The 19,902-nt window shown below is 33.6% G+C and carries 14 protein-coding genes; 4 read left to right on the top strand and 10 right to left on the bottom strand.

Annotated features, from left to right (window positions below; genetic code table 11):
• The first annotated feature begins 11 nt into the window (after nt 1–11).
• The 4 genes from ACNRYB_RS13110 to ACNRYB_RS13095 all read left to right on the top strand — a co-directional run bounded on the left by ACNRYB_RS13110 (nt 12) and on the right by ACNRYB_RS13095 (nt 2,536).
• On the top strand, nt 12–917 hold the full coding sequence (locus ACNRYB_RS13110; protein WP_129749091.1) for a hypothetical protein: 906 nt from the start codon (nt 12–14) through the stop codon (nt 915–917).
• 98 nt (nt 918–1,015) lie between these two features.
• Complete coding sequence (locus ACNRYB_RS13105) at nt 1,016–1,690, top strand: YiiX family permuted papain-like enzyme (protein WP_473727512.1); 675 nt, start codon at nt 1,016–1,018, stop codon at nt 1,688–1,690.
• Nucleotides 1,691–1,776: 86 nt separating this feature from the next.
• Nucleotides 1,777–2,229: a hypothetical protein gene (locus ACNRYB_RS13100; protein WP_473727511.1), complete on the top strand. Its 453-nt coding sequence runs from the start codon at nt 1,777–1,779 to the stop codon at nt 2,227–2,229.
• A gap of 4 nt (nt 2,230–2,233) precedes the next feature.
• Entirely contained in the window at nt 2,234–2,536 is a 303-nt protein-coding gene (locus ACNRYB_RS13095; protein WP_473727510.1) for a hypothetical protein, read from the top strand.
• A gap of 57 nt (nt 2,537–2,593) precedes the next feature.
• Here ACNRYB_RS13095 and ACNRYB_RS13090 read toward each other — a convergent pair whose 3' ends face one another.
• From ACNRYB_RS13090 to ACNRYB_RS13045, 10 genes are all read right to left on the bottom strand, one after another.
• Complete coding sequence (locus tag ACNRYB_RS13090) at nt 2,594–3,985, bottom strand: M20/M25/M40 family metallo-hydrolase (protein ID WP_473727509.1); 1,392 nt, start codon at nt 3,983–3,985, stop codon at nt 2,594–2,596.
• Between the two features lie 164 nt (nt 3,986–4,149).
• Nucleotides 4,150–6,069 carry a discoidin domain-containing protein gene (locus ACNRYB_RS13085; protein ID WP_473727508.1) on the bottom strand — a complete coding sequence of 640 codons (1,920 nt, stop codon included), beginning with the start codon at nt 6,067–6,069 and terminating at the stop codon, nt 4,150–4,152.
• A gap of 31 nt (nt 6,070–6,100) precedes the next feature.
• Nucleotides 6,101–6,874 (bottom strand): glycerophosphodiester phosphodiesterase family protein, encoded by a 774-nt coding sequence (locus ACNRYB_RS13080; RefSeq protein ID WP_129748624.1) that lies wholly within the window; start codon nt 6,872–6,874, stop codon nt 6,101–6,103.
• A gap of 90 nt (nt 6,875–6,964) precedes the next feature.
• The gene (gene bglX / locus ACNRYB_RS13075) at nt 6,965–9,265 is read right to left on the bottom strand and encodes a beta-glucosidase BglX (protein WP_473727507.1); all 2,301 of its coding nucleotides are present in this window, start codon (nt 9,263–9,265) and stop codon (nt 6,965–6,967) included.
• Between the two features lie 10 nt (nt 9,266–9,275).
• Entirely contained in the window at nt 9,276–9,899 is a 624-nt protein-coding gene (locus ACNRYB_RS13070) for a carboxylesterase family protein (protein ID WP_473727506.1), read from the bottom strand.
• 98 nt (nt 9,900–9,997) lie between these two features.
• Nucleotides 9,998–11,386: a glucoamylase family protein gene (locus ACNRYB_RS13065; protein ID WP_473727505.1), complete on the bottom strand. Its 1,389-nt coding sequence runs from the start codon at nt 11,384–11,386 to the stop codon at nt 9,998–10,000.
• Nucleotides 11,387–11,458: 72 nt separating this feature from the next.
• Nucleotides 11,459–12,358, bottom strand: a complete 900-nt coding sequence (locus ACNRYB_RS13060; protein ID WP_473727504.1) for a LamG domain-containing protein — start codon at nt 12,356–12,358, stop codon at nt 11,459–11,461.
• An 18-nt stretch (nt 12,359–12,376) separates the two neighbouring features.
• The gene (locus ACNRYB_RS13055; protein WP_473727503.1) at nt 12,377–13,831 is read right to left on the bottom strand and encodes a RagB/SusD family nutrient uptake outer membrane protein; all 1,455 of its coding nucleotides are present in this window, start codon (nt 13,829–13,831) and stop codon (nt 12,377–12,379) included.
• Between the two features lie 4 nt (nt 13,832–13,835).
• A complete protein-coding gene (locus ACNRYB_RS13050) occupies nt 13,836–16,859 on the bottom strand; it encodes a SusC/RagA family TonB-linked outer membrane protein (protein ID WP_473727502.1) in 3,024 nt (1,007 codons plus the stop codon).
• 244 nt (nt 16,860–17,103) lie between these two features.
• Nucleotides 17,104–19,848, bottom strand: coding sequence for a helix-turn-helix and ligand-binding sensor domain-containing protein (locus tag ACNRYB_RS13045; RefSeq protein ID WP_473727501.1), 2,745 nt, complete (start codon nt 19,846–19,848; stop codon nt 17,104–17,106).
• Nucleotides 19,849–19,902: the final 54 nt, after the last annotated feature.

Here is a 19,902-nt window from a genome sequence, read left to right as displayed (position 1 = left end):
ACTTAAGTTCTTTGAAAACAAAAATTTTATTTTTCTTACTGGCTTGTGTTTCTTTAAACACATTTGCTCAGGAAGAAATACCTGTACAAAAATATGCCGCTCACAACAAAGGAAAATTCTTTGTAATGTGGGGTGGTAATAGAGAAAGCTACTCAAAATCTGATGTAAACTTTAGAGGTAAGGATTACAACTTTACTGTTGAGAATATGGCTGCTCATGACAAACCAAAAGGATGGCATGTTGATTATATCAATCCTGCAAATATGACAATTCCTCAAACGAATTTGAGATTGGGTTACTTTTTTAGCGATCACTACAGTGTTACAATTGGTGTTGACCACATGAAATACGTAATGGCACAGAATCAAATTGCAAATGTTAACGGATACATCAATTTACCTGCAGATGATCCTGCATCAATTTACAATGGCACTTACAATAACACACCTGTAGATATGTCTCAGGGAGGAGCCAAAGAAGGTGGTTATGGTAATGGTGAAGTAAATGTAAACGGTCCAGCATTTTTAATGTATGAACATACAGATGGATTAAACTACATTAATACTGAAGTTGCCAGATTTGATGATGTTTCTAAATGGTTTGGATTGCCAAATATTGACAAAGTTCAAATTAACTTAACTGAAGGTATTGGTGCTGGAGTTTTATATCCAAAAACGAATACTACAATTTTAGGTAAAGAACGTCACGATGATTTTCATGTTTCTGGTTATGGAGTTTCTGCAAAAGCAGGTCTTAACGTTACTTTTTTCAAACATTTTTATGTTCAAGGAGAGTTAAAAGGCGGTTATATTAACATGCAGGATATTAAAACCACAACAAGTCCTGAAGATAAAGCTTCTCAGCACTTTACTTACTTTCAACGTATTATTGCTGTTGGAGGAATTTTCAGAATCTAATATTGCATAAAATATTTGTAAAAATAGCTGTCATTTTATTTGGCAGCTATTTTTTTTATTATTTACTTTGCAATTCAAAGTACTTTAAAATATACTTTATGAAAATCAAAAAATATCTATTCCCGATCATTACTTTCTTTCTAAGTTTTGGCTGTGCATTATTCGTTGCGATAAAGGTTTTTCCAAGCAATCCTTTTACTGGAAACAAAGAAGAAAAAACAACAGTAAGCAAGTTTAAGGATGGAGATCTTATTTTTCAAACATCAGAATCTAAACAATGCGAAGCGGTTCGAATTGCGACAAATTCGAAGTTTTCTCATTGCGGCATTATTTACGATATTAACGGAAAATGGTTTGTTTTTCAAGCTGTTCAACCTGTAAAACTTACCCCGCTTGAAGACTGGATTAAACACGGAAAAGACAGCAAATATGTTACAAAAAGATTAAAAGACGATAGCGTTTTGAATCCGCAGGTTTTGCAGAAAATGAAAGATTACAGTCAGCAATTTGATGGCAAAGAATATGATGCTTATTTTGAATGGACTGACAACAGAATATATTGCTCGGAATTAATCTGGAAAATATATAAAAATGCTGCAGGAATCGAATTGTCTAAACTTAGAGAATTGAAAGATTTTAACTTGCAAGACCCAAGAGTTCAGAAAATACTAAAAGAGCGTTACGGCAACGATATTCCACTAGAAGAAAAAGTCGTTGCTCCTTCTGACCTCGTCGATTCTAATATATTGAAAACAGTCGCAGACACTTATTAATATATTAAAAGCTAGTCTTAATGAATTCTAGCTTTTTTATTTGCTAATTAACTTTGAAATTCAAAGAACTTTTAAATCGATACTTTATGAGAGATTATTTGATTGAAAAACTGTATGAATGTTCCAAAAAACCGTATCAAAAATACTTTAAAAAGAATGAACCTTGGGACATTGACAAAAGCAACTTAATGAGCTATCCAGAAGAAAGCTTAGGATTTGGTTTAGGCAATTTTCTTTACAAGAATCATTTCGATATTCAGGAAAAACTTGAAGATCACGACATCATACATGTTCTGACCAATACTGGAGTTTCGGTTTATGAAGAAATAGGCATGCAGTATTATTTACTCGGAAACGGAAAGAAAAGCTTGTATTTGTTTATGGTAATAGCAACTGGAACAATTTTTTACCCAAAACGAATGAGTTATTTCATTCAGCAATTTAAAAGAGGAAAAAAAGCAAATGCATTTCATTATCTCGATTTTTCAAAAATGCTTTTTATGCCTATTCAAACTATTCAGCAAACCTTTAATATTTAAAATCATGAAAACAATTCATAATCCTTTTGAGGAAAAACAATCTATCGAGTTGGCTGTTGGAACATTTATAATCAGTACGATTCTGTTTATGCTTTATATTATTTCAAATGGAAATTCTATGGTTTTGGTTATTGCGTGGCCATTTGCTTTAGGAGCAATAATTGTAAATGCAATAATGTTTATCCATTTGACGGATCGTTTTATTCATTTTCCAGAACATCGAAAAGATATCGGAATGAAAATTTTAATCTTACTTTCTAATATTCCAATCCTCTTTTTTTATTATTTGATTGTTATGAAATCTTGACATAAAAAAAGCCACAAGTAAAAACTTATGGCTTTTTTCATTTTTTTCTTTTGAATCTTAATTTGCTTTTTTAGTCTCGATTCCGTTTTGGTCTAATAAATACATTAATGTAGTCATTGTTGCAGCACCAAGTTCCAACTCTCTTTTGTTGATGGCATCAAATTTATCATTTGCTGCATGGTGATAATCAAAATAACGTTGAGAATCAGGCTTTAAACCTGCTTTCACAATAGCTTGTGAAGTTAAATGATTAATATCTGAACCTGCGTGCCCAATTGTAAAGCTGTGAACCAAATAAGGCTCAAAAAGATCTTTATAACCTTGAATCTTTTTTAAATTAGCATCATCAGCTTCAATTGAAAATCCTCTTGGAGAAAATCCTCCTGAATCACTTTCTAAAGCAAAAATATGGTTCTCTTTGTTTTGTTTTGAAACTTCTTCGTATTTAGCGCCACCTTTTCCGCCGTTCTCTTCATTCATAAATAATACTACACGAATCGTATTTTTAGGTTTGTAGTTTAAGTTTTTCAAAATACGGATAACTTCCATACTTTGCACTACTCCTGCTCCATCATCGTGAGAACCGTCAGCTAAATCCCAAGAATCTAAGTGTCCTCCAACAACCATAATGTTTTCTGGAGTAACGCTTCCTGTCAATTCACCAATTACGTTATAAGACAAAGCATCTGGCAAAGTCTCGCAAGATTGTTTGAAGTAAAATTTTAAAGCAGGATTTACTTTTAAAGATTTGCTCAACAATTCAGCTCCATTTGTACTGATTGCCGCTGTTGGAATATATTGTGATTTTGGCAAGTCACCATAACTTTGAGCTCCTGTATGAGGAAAATCGTCTAAACGTAAATTCATAGAACGAACAATTGTACCAACTGCTCCTAGTTTTGCAGCTTCTTTTGCTCCTGCATATCTTTGGTCAACACAAGCACCATAAGAAGTAAAAGTTTCAATGTTTTCAGGATTCATTGGCCTGTTATAGAAAACTATTTTCCCTTTTACTTTATCAGCTCCAAGTTCGTTTAATTCTTTTATTCCTTGAACTTCGATAATTTCTACAGTAAGACCTGTTTTTGGTGTTGCTACCGAACCTCCTAATGCACAAATTGGCACATTAGTTTTTACTTTCCCATCAAGAATATAAGCTGTTTCTTTTTCGCCACGCACCCAGTGAGGCACCATAACTTCTTGTAAATATACCTTATCAAGCCCTAAGCTTTCTAATTGCCTTCTAGTGTACTCAACTGCTTGTTCTGCGCCTTTAGAGCCAGACAAACGAGCGCCGATGTCATTTGACAAGTATTCTAACCAAGTGTAGCATTTTGACTCGGTTAAGGCTTTTTTGTAAAATAATTTGATGTTTTTCTCATCATTTGTCTGTGCAAAAGATGTCAATCCGTTTAAAACTAAAGCAGTTAAAAGAATCGTTTTTTTCATAGTTTCTGTAGCAATTTGGAGTTTAGTATACCAGTGGTATATTCGCAAAGGAACAAAATTATTGACATTTCTGAAGCCTTTTTCTCAACCTTTTCTCAAAAAAAACTCCAATTACAAATTCTTCAATTTGCAATCGGAGCTTTTACATATTCTATAAATAAAGATTATTTTACTTCAATAATCTTATTTTTTGTTCCAATACCATTTTCATTAAAAGGCTCGATCGTAAAATAATATTTCGTGCCTTTATCCAAACCTCTAAAATCGTATGTATTATCGCCATAAACCATAATGCTGTTGTACAATTTATCAGGAGCTATTCCGTAATAAATGTTGTAACCAATTGCATCTGCCTGTTTTTTCCATGAAATCATAGCATTTCTAGAATCTGCTTTATTTCTATCTACCTTAAACGAAACTACAGGTTTTGGTTTTGCAGCCAATCCGTTTCCAAAAACTCTAAAATCAGAAATGGCAAACAAACCTGAAGCATTGTGAACATTCTCCATTTTAATGTAACGAGCTTTAATTGGTTTGGTAAGCTCTACATAATCGTGTGGAGCATCTTTATCATTTTTAGATTTATCAACCACCAAAGTCCAATTTTGAGCATCATCAGACATGAATATTTTGTATTGATAATAGATATCCATTGCTTTATTAAACTGTGTTGCTTTATGATCTGCGTAATTAATTTGAAGCGCATTGATTTCCATTTGACGTCCTAAATCCATCTGCAGCCATTCACCTGGATTGCTTGTCTTTGCAGACCAATAGGTTTGAATGTTTTCATCTGTTATATTTTCAGGTCCATAACAGAATTTTTCATACACTTTTTTACCGCCATGATCCATTCTGTGCGTTTCTACTTCCATGCATTGTTCAGAAGACGAAACAGTCACTGGCTTTTTATAAGAAAGCAGCATCCATCCAGAAGAAGCTCCTTTTGTTTGATCACGCTCGCTTGTAGGCAACACAATTGGAAAATCTCCATAAGCTGTAATAGAATATATTACATCATCTTTGTCAAATCCGGCAGGAAACATATCAATACGACGCTCAAAACGGTCTTTTATTGAAATTTTACATGTTCCTGTATTCCAATAATTTCCGTAATTATCTGCAAAAGTATTTCCATGTCCAGCTCCAATTACAAATCCGCCTGGTTTATAAGACATTGGATTATGTTTTTGATACGTAAATGGCCCTAACGGATTATCGCCAACGTGAACACCATTTGCATATCCTTTAAATTCGGTAGCAGGAGCTCCGTACTGCATATAGTATTTTCCGTTATGCTTGGTCATCCAAGCTCCTTCAATGAAATTCCCCCAAGGTGCAGGCTCCATATCGTTGTTTGGGCCAAAACGTTCCCATCCGTGAGCTGAAGGATCTAAAATCGCAACTTCTTTAATTTGCCCGTAAGGTTTTTGAATATCTTCAACTTCTGTTGCTTTGTACAATGTGGCATAATCTTCCTGATTTCCTTTTGGAAGCCACGTTTTATAATCAACCTCAACACCTACAAGCGGTAATTTTCCACTTGAACCGTAGTACATATACACTTTTTTATCATCATCTTGAAAAATAGCTGGATCCCAAGTTGGAAGCATTGCTTTGTCTACGTGACGCGTCCATCTTCCTGATTTTGGATCTGCAGTTTTCCAAATTGGATGATCTCTTTTCCAAGTTGAGCCCACGTAAAATAAAGTGTCATTTACAACCCAAGCTGCAGGAGCGCATTGGTCGTCATCTCCTGGCTCTCTTTGAAAACTTCCGTAAACAAAATTCCAATCTGACATATCCTTACTCCAAAAGAAGCCTGCTTGATTTGTCGCAAATAAGTAATATTCGCCTTTGTAGGTAATAATTACAGGATCGGCACTTGAACGGCGTGACTCTGGAATTCCGTTGTGATTATGAGTCGTAAAATTGTACCCAATATTTATTGGATTACAGTAAGTCGTTGCGGGTCTGCTAGGATCAAACCATTCTGTTTTACCAGAATTTTGCGCCAAAAGACTGTTTCCGAAAAGCATCGAAAGCAATACAATAGGCGTTAGTTTTTTATATAATTTCTTCATGGTTAGATTTTCTTAAGTTAAGTTTTAAAGACTATTTTTTAATCTCTTTTCTTTCCTTTAAAAGTTCGGGTTCGTTTGTAGTAATGTAATTGAATTTATGTGCAATAATCCAATCCATATCTTTAGCGTCATTAACAGTCCAAGCATTTAGAATCACCTTATTGTCTTTGGCTTCTTGAATCCATTCTGGGTGTTTTTGAAATACTGAATAATGATAATCTACACCGTTAATTTTATCTGCTTTAACTTCTTTAGGCGATTTATTTCCTTCCAAATATTGCAAAGAGGTTTTAGAATCTATCTCTCTAATTTTCTTCAGAATATCATAATCAAAACTGATGTAGCAGGTGTTTTTATCGGCTTTTAATTTTTTAATGGTTTCGACTGCTGCTACACCCGTTTTTTGACCTCTTTCTTTGCTGATTTCTGAAGGTTTAATTTCGCAAACCAAAAGTGTATGTTTGTTATTTCGCATTCCTTCTGAAATGTATTCGTGAAGGGTTGGAAGTTTTTCTCCGTTAGAAAGTTTAAACTTTATCAAATCTGCATAATTTGTTTCTTCAATAAGCAGTTTGTTGTAATGTGCATCATGATTGATCACAAGCGAATCGTCTGCTGTTCTCCAAACATCAAATTCTGATCCTGGCAGTTTCAAATCGATTGCATGCCTTAATGATGCAATAGAGTTTTCAGGAAGATTGTTCTTTTTCCAAGCACCGCGATGTGCTACAATTGCATTTTTTTGCGCATTGCAATAAGAAAAAGCAACAAGGCAAACGGCACTAAATATTTTGATTTTATTCATAATAACGTAGTTAAAAAATTACAAAAAGGTCTTTAGATTTAGAAAAAAAGCCCTCCAAACGAAGGGCTTTTCACTAATCAAATAAACCAACTATTTAGTTAACTCAAAACTAACTTTCTTATCGGCATTTGAATTTCCTCCAACAAAAATATCAAACTGCCCTGGCTCTGCTACGAATTGTAAATCAGAGTTATAGAATTTTAAATCTTCAACAGTAATATCAAAACTTACTGTTTGTTTTTCACCTTTTTTAAGTGCTATTTTCTGGAAACCTTTTAGCTCTCTAACCGGTCTTGTTACTGAACCAACTAAATCTCTAATGTATAATTGAACGGTTTCTTTTCCGTCAAAATTTCCAGTGTTTGTTACCTCAACTGTCACTTTCAATTTTCCTTTTGAATCCATTTTATCAGAAGAAATTTTCAAGTTTGAATAATCAAAAGTAGTATAGCTTAAACCAAATCCGAATGGGAATAAAGGCTCGTTTCTCTCGTCGATATAATTTGATCTGAATTTCTCAAATTTACCTTCTGTGTTAGAAAGCGGTCTTCCTGTATTTTTGTGTGCGTAGTAAATTGGCAATTGTCCAACGCTTCTTGGGAAAGTTGAAGTCAATTTTCCAGAAGGATTTACATCTCCAAATAATACGTCAGCAATAGCATAACCTGCTTCTGTACCAGCGAACCAAGCATTTAAAATAGCAGGAACTGTTTTTTCTTCGTCAGTAATTACTAACGGACGTCCGTCAAATAAAACTAAAACAACTGGTTTTCCTGTTTTTAATAAAGCGTTCAATAAATCTTTTTGCGCTTGTGGAATTTCTAAATTTGTACGGCTGCTAGATTCTCCGCTCATTTCAGCAGACTCTCCTAAAGCAGCAACGATAACATCAGATTGTTCAGCAACTTTTAAAGCTTCGACTAATAAGTCTTCTTTTGAACGTGAATCACGGTGTAATGTTTTTCCAAACATTGTTGCGTTAGTTTCAAAAGTTTCATCGTAATCTAAGTTGCTCCCTTTTGCGTATAAAACTTTCGTTCCAGCTCCAGCAACTTCTTTAATTCCTCTCAATAATGAAACCGCATTTTCCATTTTTGTAGCCACACTCCAAGTTCCTGGCATGTTTTCTTTAGCATCAGCCAATGGTCCAATCAAACCAATTGTACCTGATTTTTTAAGCGGTAATAATTGGTTTTGGTTTTTCAATAATACTAAAGATTGTGCAGCAATTTGACGCGCTTCTTTTCTGCTGTCTGTTGTGAAGATTTCAGTTTTAGCTCTTTTTTCATCACAATATTTATATGGATCTTGGAATAACCCTAAATCATATTTTGCTTCTAGAATAAGTCTAACCGCATTGTCGATTGTTTCGATAGACACTCTTTTCTCATCTAAAGATTTTTTCAAAGTTCCTAAGAAGCCTTCTCCAACCATATCCATCTCAACACCAGCATTTAATGCTAAAGCAGAAACGTCTTGAAGATTACCCATTCCGTGTTCAATCATTTCAGGAATTCCTGTAAAATCTGTCACCACAAAACCTTTAAAGCCCCATTGTTTTCTCAAAACGTCAGTCATTAACCATTTGTTTCCAGTTGCAGGAATTCCATCAACTTCGTTGAAAGAAGCCATAACCGAACCTACACCTGCATCAACTGCAGCTTTGTAAGGAGGAAAATAATCGTTAAACATTCTGATATGGCTCATATCAACTGTGTTATAATCACGTCCACCTTCAGGAGCACCGTATAATGCAAAGTGTTTAACACAAGCTAAGATTGAGTTATTTTTAGTAAGATCGTGCTGTTGGTAACCGTTAACCATTGCTTTTGCAATTTGGCTTCCTAAATATGGATCTTCTCCTGAACCTTCAGAAACCCTTCCCCATCTTGGGTCACGAGAAATGTCAACCATTGGAGAGAATGTCCAGTTAATACCATCAGCACTAGCTTCTTTAGCTGCAATTTGAGCACTTCTTTCGATTAAGCCCATATCCCAAGTACAAGATAATCCTAACGGAATTGGGAATGTTGTCTCGTAACCGTGAATTACGTCCATACCAAAAAGCAACGGAATTTTTAAACGGCTTTTTTCAACCGCAATTTTCTGTACTTCTTTAATTTTTTGAACTGATTTAATGTTGAACAAACCGCCCACTTTTCCTTCAGCAATATTTTTTGCCACATTTGAGCTGTTTGCCTGCCCTGTGGTAATATCACCAGATGTTGGCAAGTTTAACTGACCCAATTTCTCGTCTAAAGTCATTTTTGACATTAATTCCGCCACAAATTCAGACTTTGGTTTAATTTTCACTGTATTTTTAGCAGGCTTCTTTTGAGCATAACCCAAAACAGCGCATCCTAAAAAAAGTAAGACTAATTTGTTTTTCATTCTATTCTATTTATTTGTTTGTATTCGTTTTTCTTTGCTGCAACATCCAGTCGTAGATCTCTTGATTATCATATACTTTTGTCCAGCTGTCATGTCCTGCATCATCAAAAATGGTCAGCTTTACATCTTTTGCATTGCATTTTTTCAACTCTTTGTAAATTGTGATTGCGTAATTCACATTTACCACATCATCTAGCAATCCATGAAAAATTCTGGTTGGAATTTTGGCAATTTCACATGCTTTTTCTAACTGAATCAAATCTACAAAGCCAGCGACAGGTACATTTGCGGCAAATAAATCTGGATGTGCAAAAGCCAAATTCCAAGAAGCCCAACCTCCTGAGCTCAAACCAGTAACATAAATTCTTTCTGAATCGATTTTATTCTCTTTCTGAATTTTTACAATCAGCTGATAAATTGATTCTATATCCCAATTCTCATCTTCTTTACATTGCGGAGCCAAAACATAAGCATCTAATTGATGCGTTTTTAAATATTTCAAAGGACCGTGAATCTTCACTTTCTCAAGATCAGTTCCTTTTTCTCCATCTCCAGAAATAAAAACTATTAAAGGCTTTTTGTCTTTTGTATTTGCTGGTTTATGCAGAACAAAACCAAGCTCATACTTTTCCATTATAACAGTATTTATTTTTCCAGTTGTCTCGCTTTGGCTAAAGCCCAAAATAGAAAACAAAAAAGATAAAAAAGCTAATTTATATTTCATACTCCTTCTTAAATCCCGTATTTACTAGAAGTAAAACCTAATTTTTTAAGCCCCAGTTTAGTATCTGAAGCATTCATAAATAATTTCCACATTAAACCACTTCTATAGTTTTCAATCATGGGAGCGATAGTTCCTTGATCGATTGCTAAATAGCGAGGTGTTACCCAATTGTATTGTGGGGAAAAAGCATCATAAGGTCCTGCAATTCCAACATATTTTGCTCTATTCTCATCATACAAATAATGCAAAAACTTCATAGACTCTACTGGCGTAAAAGGAAAAGAAGATAATGCTGCAGTTGGAGAAATTACACCTGTATCATTGTTTGGCTGATGTGCGGTATAGCCTGTCGTTCCATCAGGATTTCTTGTATAACTCGCTGTTAATCCCCAACATTTATCTGAATAATCTTTAAATCCTTTTGGATTAGCAACACTGTATTGAACCATAATCTTAGCATGATTTTGTGTCAATTGCCAGTAATCTGCATATTTATCTTTTAGATTATTTGGATCTAAACCTAAATAAGAATAATGCGACCAGAACATTGGTCCAACATTTCCTGTAGCTCCATTATAATTTAATACCACAGGAATTCCATATTGTGAACCACCATTTACGATTGCACCACTTCTTGCCCATGCTTTATGGTATGCTTCGGCTGAAATTGGATGTGTTGGAGAAGAGGCAGCCATAATGTAAGTGATAAGACATTCGTTGTATCCTTCCAATTTGAAGTTCATTTCCCAACCATAATTAGGAGACCAATGCCAATACAATGCATCTTGTCCCTGTGTATACCAGTCCCACTCTACACCTTTCCAAAGTTGATCTGCTTTTGCAGCTAATTCTTTTTCGGTCGTACTTCCATTTTTAAAATATTCTCTGATCGTAATTAACGCTTGGCAAACGAAAGAAGTCTCCACTAAGTCTCCGCCATTGTCTTTTGTTCCAAAAGGAATAACTTTCCCAGATTTATTATCCATCCAATGTGGCCATGCTCCGTGAAAACGTTCTGCTTTTTCAAGAAAATTTAATGCGGTAGTAAGTCTAGAAACAGCTTCTGCTCTTGGCAAGAAACCTCTTTCTACGCCTACAACTATACTCATTAACCCAAATGCAGAACCTCCAGTAGTTATAATATTTGATTCAAAGCTTGGATCCTCCGTAAGATATCTCTCTCGTGCTAATTTTGAATTTGAATCTGCATACTCCCAAAAATACTTAATCGCATCTTTTTGAACCAAATCTAAAGCTTCTGTATCTGTTAAAGGCTTTGTAGGTGTTGTCGGATTTGTTGGTAGTGGTGTTCCTCCATTATTTCCCCCTTCTGGAGAAGATGAAGAACAAGAGCTAACGGCGCTTAAAAACATTATAATATATAAACCTAACTTCATTTTATCAATTTCTAATAATTATTAACTAAAAACATACACCTGAAATACAATTCAGGTGTATGCGTAAAAACTTTATCTCTTATCTTTTTCTAATTTATAAAGAGCAGTAACTTCATTATCCGTTAGAGCCACATCATAAATTCTAAATTCATCCATTAATCCCGTGTAATGAAGCATCCATCCATCAGGAGCTCCCCAAGGCGCACCTAAATGCTGCTGATAACCACCAATAATAAATTTCGAAACTTCAGAATTTGCCAATTCTCCATATGGAGCTCCTCCAGTTGTTGGATCACTTGCATATCTTTTTGCTATAGATGCGGGAATCTCTAACTTTTGTCCATCAATATATAAGCTATAAGTAGAACTTGTTCCATTATATGTCCACACCAAATGTTTCCAAGCACCAAACATATTGTTCAAGACATTTGTTCCCCCATGTTCAATAAATTGTCCAGCCCAAGGAATACTTGGCGTAACATCTTTCTGAATATGATTTTTTAACAGCATTGTTGTTGCTGGGCCTGTTCCCTCAATCAGTGTAAAAATATTTCCCCAAAAGTCCGTTTTTTTAGGAAGCATAAATAAAGACTGTGCACCTCCAGTATGTGGACTTGTTTTGATCCACATTGAAACAGAAATACTTTTTACATTTATTATCGAATTAGCAACTGTGTTATAAGAAATAAAAGAACTCGCAGAACCTTGATACGCTTCCCCTTTTATTCCCGTTCCATAAGTAACGTTAGTTCCTGTTCCATCTGTAATACTATTTTTTGAATCAGTAATATTACCATCAAAACTAAACTTTGATACTAAGTGAGCGGCAGCAACCTCATCTGAATTATCATAACCTCCAATCTGTTCGTACGGAATTGGGCTGTTTACTTTATCAATACTATCCTCGCAGCTAACTAACAATGTTGAAGCTAAAACAAAAGAAAGCAATAAAATAGATTTATTTTTTTTCATTTTTAATGTTTTTAAGAATTAATAACCAGGATTTTGGCTTGATAGACCTTTTGCTTCATTTAAGAAAGATTCTGGAATTGGGAACAATTCATTTTTTCCTTCAGTAAACACTTTTCCATCAGCTGCAAAAGCAGTTTTAGCCTGACCAGTTCTTACTAAATCAAAGAATCTGTCAAACTCAAAAGCTAACTCAACTCTTCTTTCTCTCCAAATAGCCTTTCTAATATCATCTTGTGATGTAAAAGTCGTATTTGGAAGTTTAGCTCTATTTCTAATTTGGTTTAACAATGGAATTGCTTCACTTGTTTGTCCAAGTTCATTTAATGCTTCAGCTTTCATTAATAATACTTCAGCATATCTCATAAAAATAACATTAGCATCACTATCATCCGCTCCGGTATAATTAGATGAATATGCTTTGTAATTATATCTTTCGTTTTCAACAGTATTTGGCACAACTCTTCCGTCATATAATGTAGTACCTCTAAAGATAATTGTTGCAGCCTTTCTAACATCACCAGGCTCATAAGCATTTACTAAACTTTGAGATGGTGTATTGAAGCCCCAGCCCCAGCCTCCTGTTCCACGAGCTCCTTGAACTTGAGAATATTGTTTAATTCCTTTTGCAGGAACAGAGCCAACACCATTGATTTCAAAAATAGATTCTGGTCCATTTTCGCCTTCTAATCTAAACATTGTAGCATAATCTGGAACAAGACTGTAACCTGTAACTAGATTGCAGTTATCTACTACTTTTTGCCAGTTTTTTTGATACAAATTAACTTTTGCCATTAAAGCATAAGCCGATCCTTTTGAAACTCTTGCTTTTTCGTCAGCAGAATAAGCCGATTTTAGTGGTAAAGCAGAAATAGCATCATTTAAATCTGCTTCAATAAAAGCATAAACTTCAGCAGCAGTCTTGCGAGTAAGCAACATAGTCTTATCATCTAAAGATGACGGATTTGGAAGATGATCAACAATTGGAACACCTCCATAACATTTCACTAAAGTAAAATACATAAAGGCTCTCATAAATTTTGCCTCTCCAATAAGTCGTGCTCTTAAATTTGAATCTGCTTTATCCAACTGAGGAATAATGCTTAATGCTTGATTACATCTGTTAATTCCTGCAAAATAGGCTTTAAAATTGCCTTCAGAAGATGGATTTGAAGCATTATAAGTTAAAGCATCTAACACATCTTTATCCGTTCCTACATCACCAGGAGATGATCCTTTGTCTGCATCATCTGTTGTAATACTGGTTAATCCGATCCATCCAAAAGACGTTGTATCCCAATCTAAGAATTTATTATAAATAGCAGTAACAAAAGTAGTTGCTCCTGCATTATTATTAAACAACTCTAAATCTCCTGTTGAAATTGCTTCTGTCTGATCGACATCTAAATAATCATCTGCACATCCTGTAAAAAACAAAGCTGACAGTACAAACATTGATATATATATCTTTTTCATCGTATTAAAATTTTAAATTAGCACCAACAACAAATGATCTTAAAGTTGGATATGCATCCAATTCTACTCCCTGAAGTTTGTACGGATCACCATCTGCATTTAGCTCTGGAGAAAAACCTGAGAATTTTTGTGTAATGAATGGATTAATTGCATTTACATATAATCTGCAATAGCTAATAAAGCTTTTTTCAGTTAAAGGAAGTTTATATCCTAAAGTAATATTGTTGATTCTAAAGAAATCACCAGATTCTAAATAAAATGTAGAAGCTACTGGAGTTGAATTAAATGCTCCAGGATTAGAAGCTGTACTATTATTTAAAGTCCAGAAATCTGTAGCAAATGAATCTTCCATATTTTCACCTCCAAAACGCTGCCCTTTTTTACCATTGTAAACTTTAGCCCCAGAAGTACCATATCCATCAACAGAGAAGTCAAAGTTTTTGTAGTTTACTCCCAATGTAACACCATAATTTGCTTTTGGTAATATAGAACCAACATACTTTTTATCCGCATCACCTAAAGCATCCTGAACAACTTTAGTCCCGTCTTTTTTATAGTAAAGCATTTTACCATTTTCAGGATCGTAACCAGCATATTCAAATAAAAAGAAGCTTCCTAATGGTTGCCCTATTGAAGAATTGTCAAGGAATTTGGTGGTTTCTCCATTTCCTAAGCTTCCTCCTTCAATTGGCGATAAAACCACATCTTTTAATCCTGTAAGTTCATTTTTATTGTGTGAGAAGTTACCACCAACCCAATAAGATAAATCATCGTTAATTCTATCATCCCAACGCAAAGAAATCTCGTAACCTTTGTTTGAAACTTCTCCAACGTGAGCTGGTGAAGCATTAGTAATACCAGAAGCCATGTATGGTTTTACATTTAAGATAACGTTATCAGTATTTTTGTTGTATAAATCAAAAGCTCCTTTCAATCTGTTATCTAATAATTCAAAATCTAAACCAACAGAAGATTCTTCTGTAACCTCCCAAGAAAGACTTGGGTCAATTTGTGAGTTAATTGTGGTTCCTTCGTATAAAATAGAACCTCCCAAATATGAATTTAAACCTGAAGAATACCCTTGTCTGTTAAGAGGTACATTTTGATTTCCTAATTTACCCCAGCCTCCTCTTAATTTCAATAAGTTAACCACTTTTACGTCTGCCATGAAATCTTCTTTGCTAATAATCCAACCCGCACCAAAGGCAGGGAAAGTTCCCCAACGATAATCTTTAGCAAAATTTGATGATCCGTCACGTCTAATAGTTCCAGTTAATAAATATTTGTCCATTAATTTGTACTGGAAACGTCCAAAATAAGAAGCTAATTTTGTCTCATTAAAAACTTCATCTTTGTAGCTTGTAACATTTGCAACGTAATCTACATCTTTTAATGACCAGTAATTAGAATCTGTATTTACATTTTTTCTAACAATTGTCAATTTCTCTCTTGGACCTCTCACAGAAGTTTCAATACCAGCTGTTAATTCTACATCATGAATTTTACCAAATACCTGATTGTAAGTTAAATAGTTTGATAAGTTCCAATTAAAATACTCTTCTCTTCCTTTAGTCAACAAATTGTATGGAATTTTTTCCTTGATAACTCTTTGATCAAAGTCTGCGGCTGTTTTATCTGGATTAGCCGCCAGCCAGATATTTTCAGAATCTTCAAAATTATATTGTTTCCAAGTATAATATTCCCCATTAAATTGCGAAGTGAATTTTAAAGACGGTAAAATCTCATAATCTAATTTTAATCCTCCTTGAAGAACAATACTTTTTTGCTGCTCATCATAATAATCTAATTGAGCAACAGGGTTTCCTACGTTATTAAAAGATGAACCTGTAGTATTAGCAAATCCATTTTCTCCTACTCTTGATACACCATACTGGCCATTTGGAAAACGAACTGGTACTATTGGTGATTGTTTATAAGCATTTGTAAAAGCGCTTAATGGTTTTGGAGTTGAATTCGTTGAAGTAAGACTAAAGGTCTGATTTAAAGTTAATTTTTTAGATATTTTATACTCATTGTTATTTCTAAACGTAGTACGTCCATAATCTAAACCATTCAAAACAGCTTTTTCTTCGTAATTTCCTAAACTAAAAAAATATTTAATGTTTTCTCCACCGCCAGATACCGAAATATTATTCTGTGTATAAGAACCTGTTCTAGTAATTTCGTCGAACCAATCTGTATTTACTGGCTGATCTTGCGAAAATGTAGTAGCTTGTAAAGCTGAGTTTGTATAATATGCAAACTTATTACTACCTGCCATTTTTACTTTTTTCAAAGGCTCTCTTACTCCTGCAAAGCTTTCAATCTCGACAGAAACTTTTTCTCCTTTACCTTTTTTAGTGGTAATAATAATAACACCATTTGCTGCTCTTGTACCGTAGATTGCTAATGCAGAAGCATCTTTTAAAACTTCATAAGATGTAATATCATTTGAATTAATATTGTTTATATTTTCGGTCTGCATACCATCAACAATATATAATGGGTTTCTTCCTCCCAAAGCAGTTCCTAATCCTCTAATCACTACAGAAGGTGTACTACCTGGTAAATCAGATGAAATAACCTGAACACCAGCAGCTTTACCTTGAATAGCTTGCGAGGCATTTAAAACTTTTGTTTTTGTAATTTCTTCTGCTTTAATAGAAGAAATAGCTGTGGTATTATCTACTTTCTTTCGAGTACCATAACCAATAACTACAACCTCTTTTAAAGCTGTGTCACCAGCTTCTTTTAATGTTATGGTCATAGATCCAGCCGTGGCAGGCAAAGAAACAGAATCAAAACCTAGCATCGAAATTTTTAAGGCTTCTCCGACTTTAGCATTAATGGTAAAATTACCATCAAAATCAGCATCAGCAGAGGCTCTAGATTCCGAAGCACTAATAATTGCACCCGGAATTCCCATTCCACTACTGTCTACTACTTTTCCTTTAATTGCTTGCGCTTGTCCCATCATATAGGTAGGCAGCAGCAAGAGCGCTAAAAAGCTAAAAATAAAATTTTTCATACAGTACGTAATCGTTTAAGTTAGTAGAGCCAAATTAAGCAATTACAACGTTGTAGTACATCAAACACCACTACAACATAGCTACATCATTGTGTTAAAATTTTATCTTATAATAATGATTATCAATACTATAAATGTTAACAAAATTACTTTAACACAACATTATGATGTAGTAATGATGTATCGTAATTATATAAAAAATGATATGGAAAAATATAAATTCTGTAAAAAATAAAATCAAATCTTACAGAGTTAATAAAAACTTTGACAGGTTTTCGTCTTGAGTAAGGTTAAGTTTCTTTCTTAGACGATATCTGTGCAGTTCTACACCTCTAAAAGAGATATTCATCATAGGGGCAATTTCTTTAGAAGAAAGGTTCATTTTAAGATAAACACAAAGTTTTATATCCTTTGGAGTCAGTTGCGGATATTTTTTAGATAGATTTATTATAAACTCGTTATGAATTTGATTCAAATTGGTCTCAAATGTTTCCCACTCGTGTTTATTGACTTCATTAATTTTAATTGCTTTTCTAATTTCATTCTTAAGCTTGCCAAAGTCTTTCTCTGTTTCCAAAATACCTCGAATTTTGTCAATCATTTCGGTTTGCTTCGCAATAGATAATGATTTGCCTGCCACTTCAGAAGATTTTGCTTGGAGTTCTAATTCTAAAATGTGTTTTTCGTATTCCTGGATATTGAGTTCGTTTTCTTTTTTCAATTCCATTTCAAGAATTTCTCTTTGATGTTTTAATTCTTCAGCCTGCAATTTTAATTTTTGCATATAACGAAGTTTATTCCATTTATAGTAGAAAAATAAAACTGCTCCAATAACTAGAAAATAGAGCAGAATCATCCAAAATGAAAAATACCAAGGTTCTGCAACTTTAAATTTATATGACGAAACTGTTTCATAAGTTGCGCCATCATGTTTGAATATTTCTACAGTATGATATCCACTGCTTAAATTATTCAAAACAATCAATCCGTCTGAAATTGGAATGAAATCTTTTTCTTTATCTAGTTTATAAAATAAATTTGGCCTGCTTGCTCCATAAATTCCAGAAATAACATTAATCTTTAATTCGGTATTGAATTTAATTTTCTCATCACTCGGAATTAAAGCATCATCACTAAATGCTTCGATTTTAACTTCTGAATTCTGCTTATTTTCATATTCAAGTTTAAGCGAAATAAATCCATCATCCAGATTAAATAAATAATAATTGTCTTTCTTGAAAATTCTTAGATTTTCATTAATCAATTTTCCTTTATAATATTTCTCCTGAATAATATTCCAGACAAATTTGTTTCCTTCAGCATAAATATGATATAAGATTCCGTTTTGCAGAACCATAAAATGATCTTCATCTATAGAAACGACATCGGTTACATTTCTGAAATTGGTATTGAATAGTTCGTTTTCTTCCAATTTATTGGATATAGAATTGTAGGTATACCAAGAATTATTAATTAGAAAAAGGATTTCTTTTCTAAACTCAAAAATCTTTATTCCAAAATCGTTTTGTATTTTACTTTGCTGCGTAACGTTTTCAACTTTTAGCGTATTATAATTATCATCCAACAAAACACGGTACAAACCACGGTAATTATCGGCCGCCCAAATTTCATTTTTTTTGTTTTGAGCAACATATTTAATCGGTTTTGCAAGGTCTTTTATGATTTTATAATGAGACATGTTTGAAGGATCATCATAAACCAAAATACCGCTATAAGTTGATTGAAAATAAGTGTTATTAATACTGCTTTTAGACATATTCCATCCACCGCTGACACCATTTATCTTGGTCAAAGTATTATTTCCATATGAAAAAGTACCGTCATTGTGGCCAATGATATATTTCCCGTCAATTAGAGAAATATTCCAGCCCTGCCCTTGAGTATTGGGCATCATATTAAATTTTCCCGCACTATATTCAAAAATACCATGATTAGAAGCAATTAAATACCCTTTATTAATTGCCGCTACAGCATACACAGAACCTAAGAGACCTGAATTATCGTAAAAGAAAGAAATAGGAGAATTAACCTCAACATGCGCAATTCCGTTATCTAAACCTACCCAGAGATCATTTTCTCTATCCAATCCTATACTCAAAACTGAATTGTTCATTAAAACATTATCGCGTTCGATATTTTTATAGGTATTGTTTTTTAAATCTAAAATGAAAATTCCACGATTTCCAGTTCCAACAATCAGCTTGTCATTTTTGACAAATTTTGCCACATTGATTGTTGCCGATTTTAAAGTTTCATTTATTGGATGTTCCCAGTTTTTTAGTCCATTTTTTTCTACAATGAAAACGCCTTTTTTCTGAGTAAAAATATAAGTCTTGTTTTGAAACTTTTCTATGGCATGAACAACAGTATTTTTTAAATTGTCCCACCCTTTTGGATTGGCAATGTGCTTTCCATTCATTTTAAAAATTCCATCCTTAACAGAAGCTACATATAAATCTTTATCTACTCCAAAACAGTATGAAATAAGAAAAGGGAATTTTATTTTCTTAATTGTTTTTCCGTTATAAATAAAAACATCATTAAAAGACTGAAAATAAAGAGAACCATTAAACCTAAAAATTTTCCAGATTTCTTCATTGTCCTTTTCATCAAATAATCTGAGATTTTTGGTAATCGAAACATAATGCATCGTTCCGTCTTTTCTATACCAATATCCAAATTCTTTATAAGAGCCAGAATAAATTTTATCTCCTTCAATCAAAATAGATCGAATGATGGTTTTGTTCGGAAGCGTATATTTTTCCCATTTTACTCCGTCGTAACGAAGCAAATAGTGATTATTGGCAAAATACATTGCATTGTCATTGCCTTGTGCCACATTCCAGATCTGATTATCTCCCTGATAATCTGATTTGCTGTAATTTTCGACAAAGGGAAGTAATTCTTGTGCTTGAAGCTGTAAAGCGATGAAAAAGAAGAAAACGGATTTAAAAAGTATCGATTTCAAGATATTATTTTTTAAATTCAAAGATACTGACAAAAACTTAAACTGAAAGCATAA

The sequence above is a fragment of the Flavobacterium sp. CR10 genome (assembly GCF_055814415.1).
The sequence above is the reverse complement of the archived record's forward strand: the minus strand, read 5'-3'. Positions and strand labels throughout refer to the sequence as shown.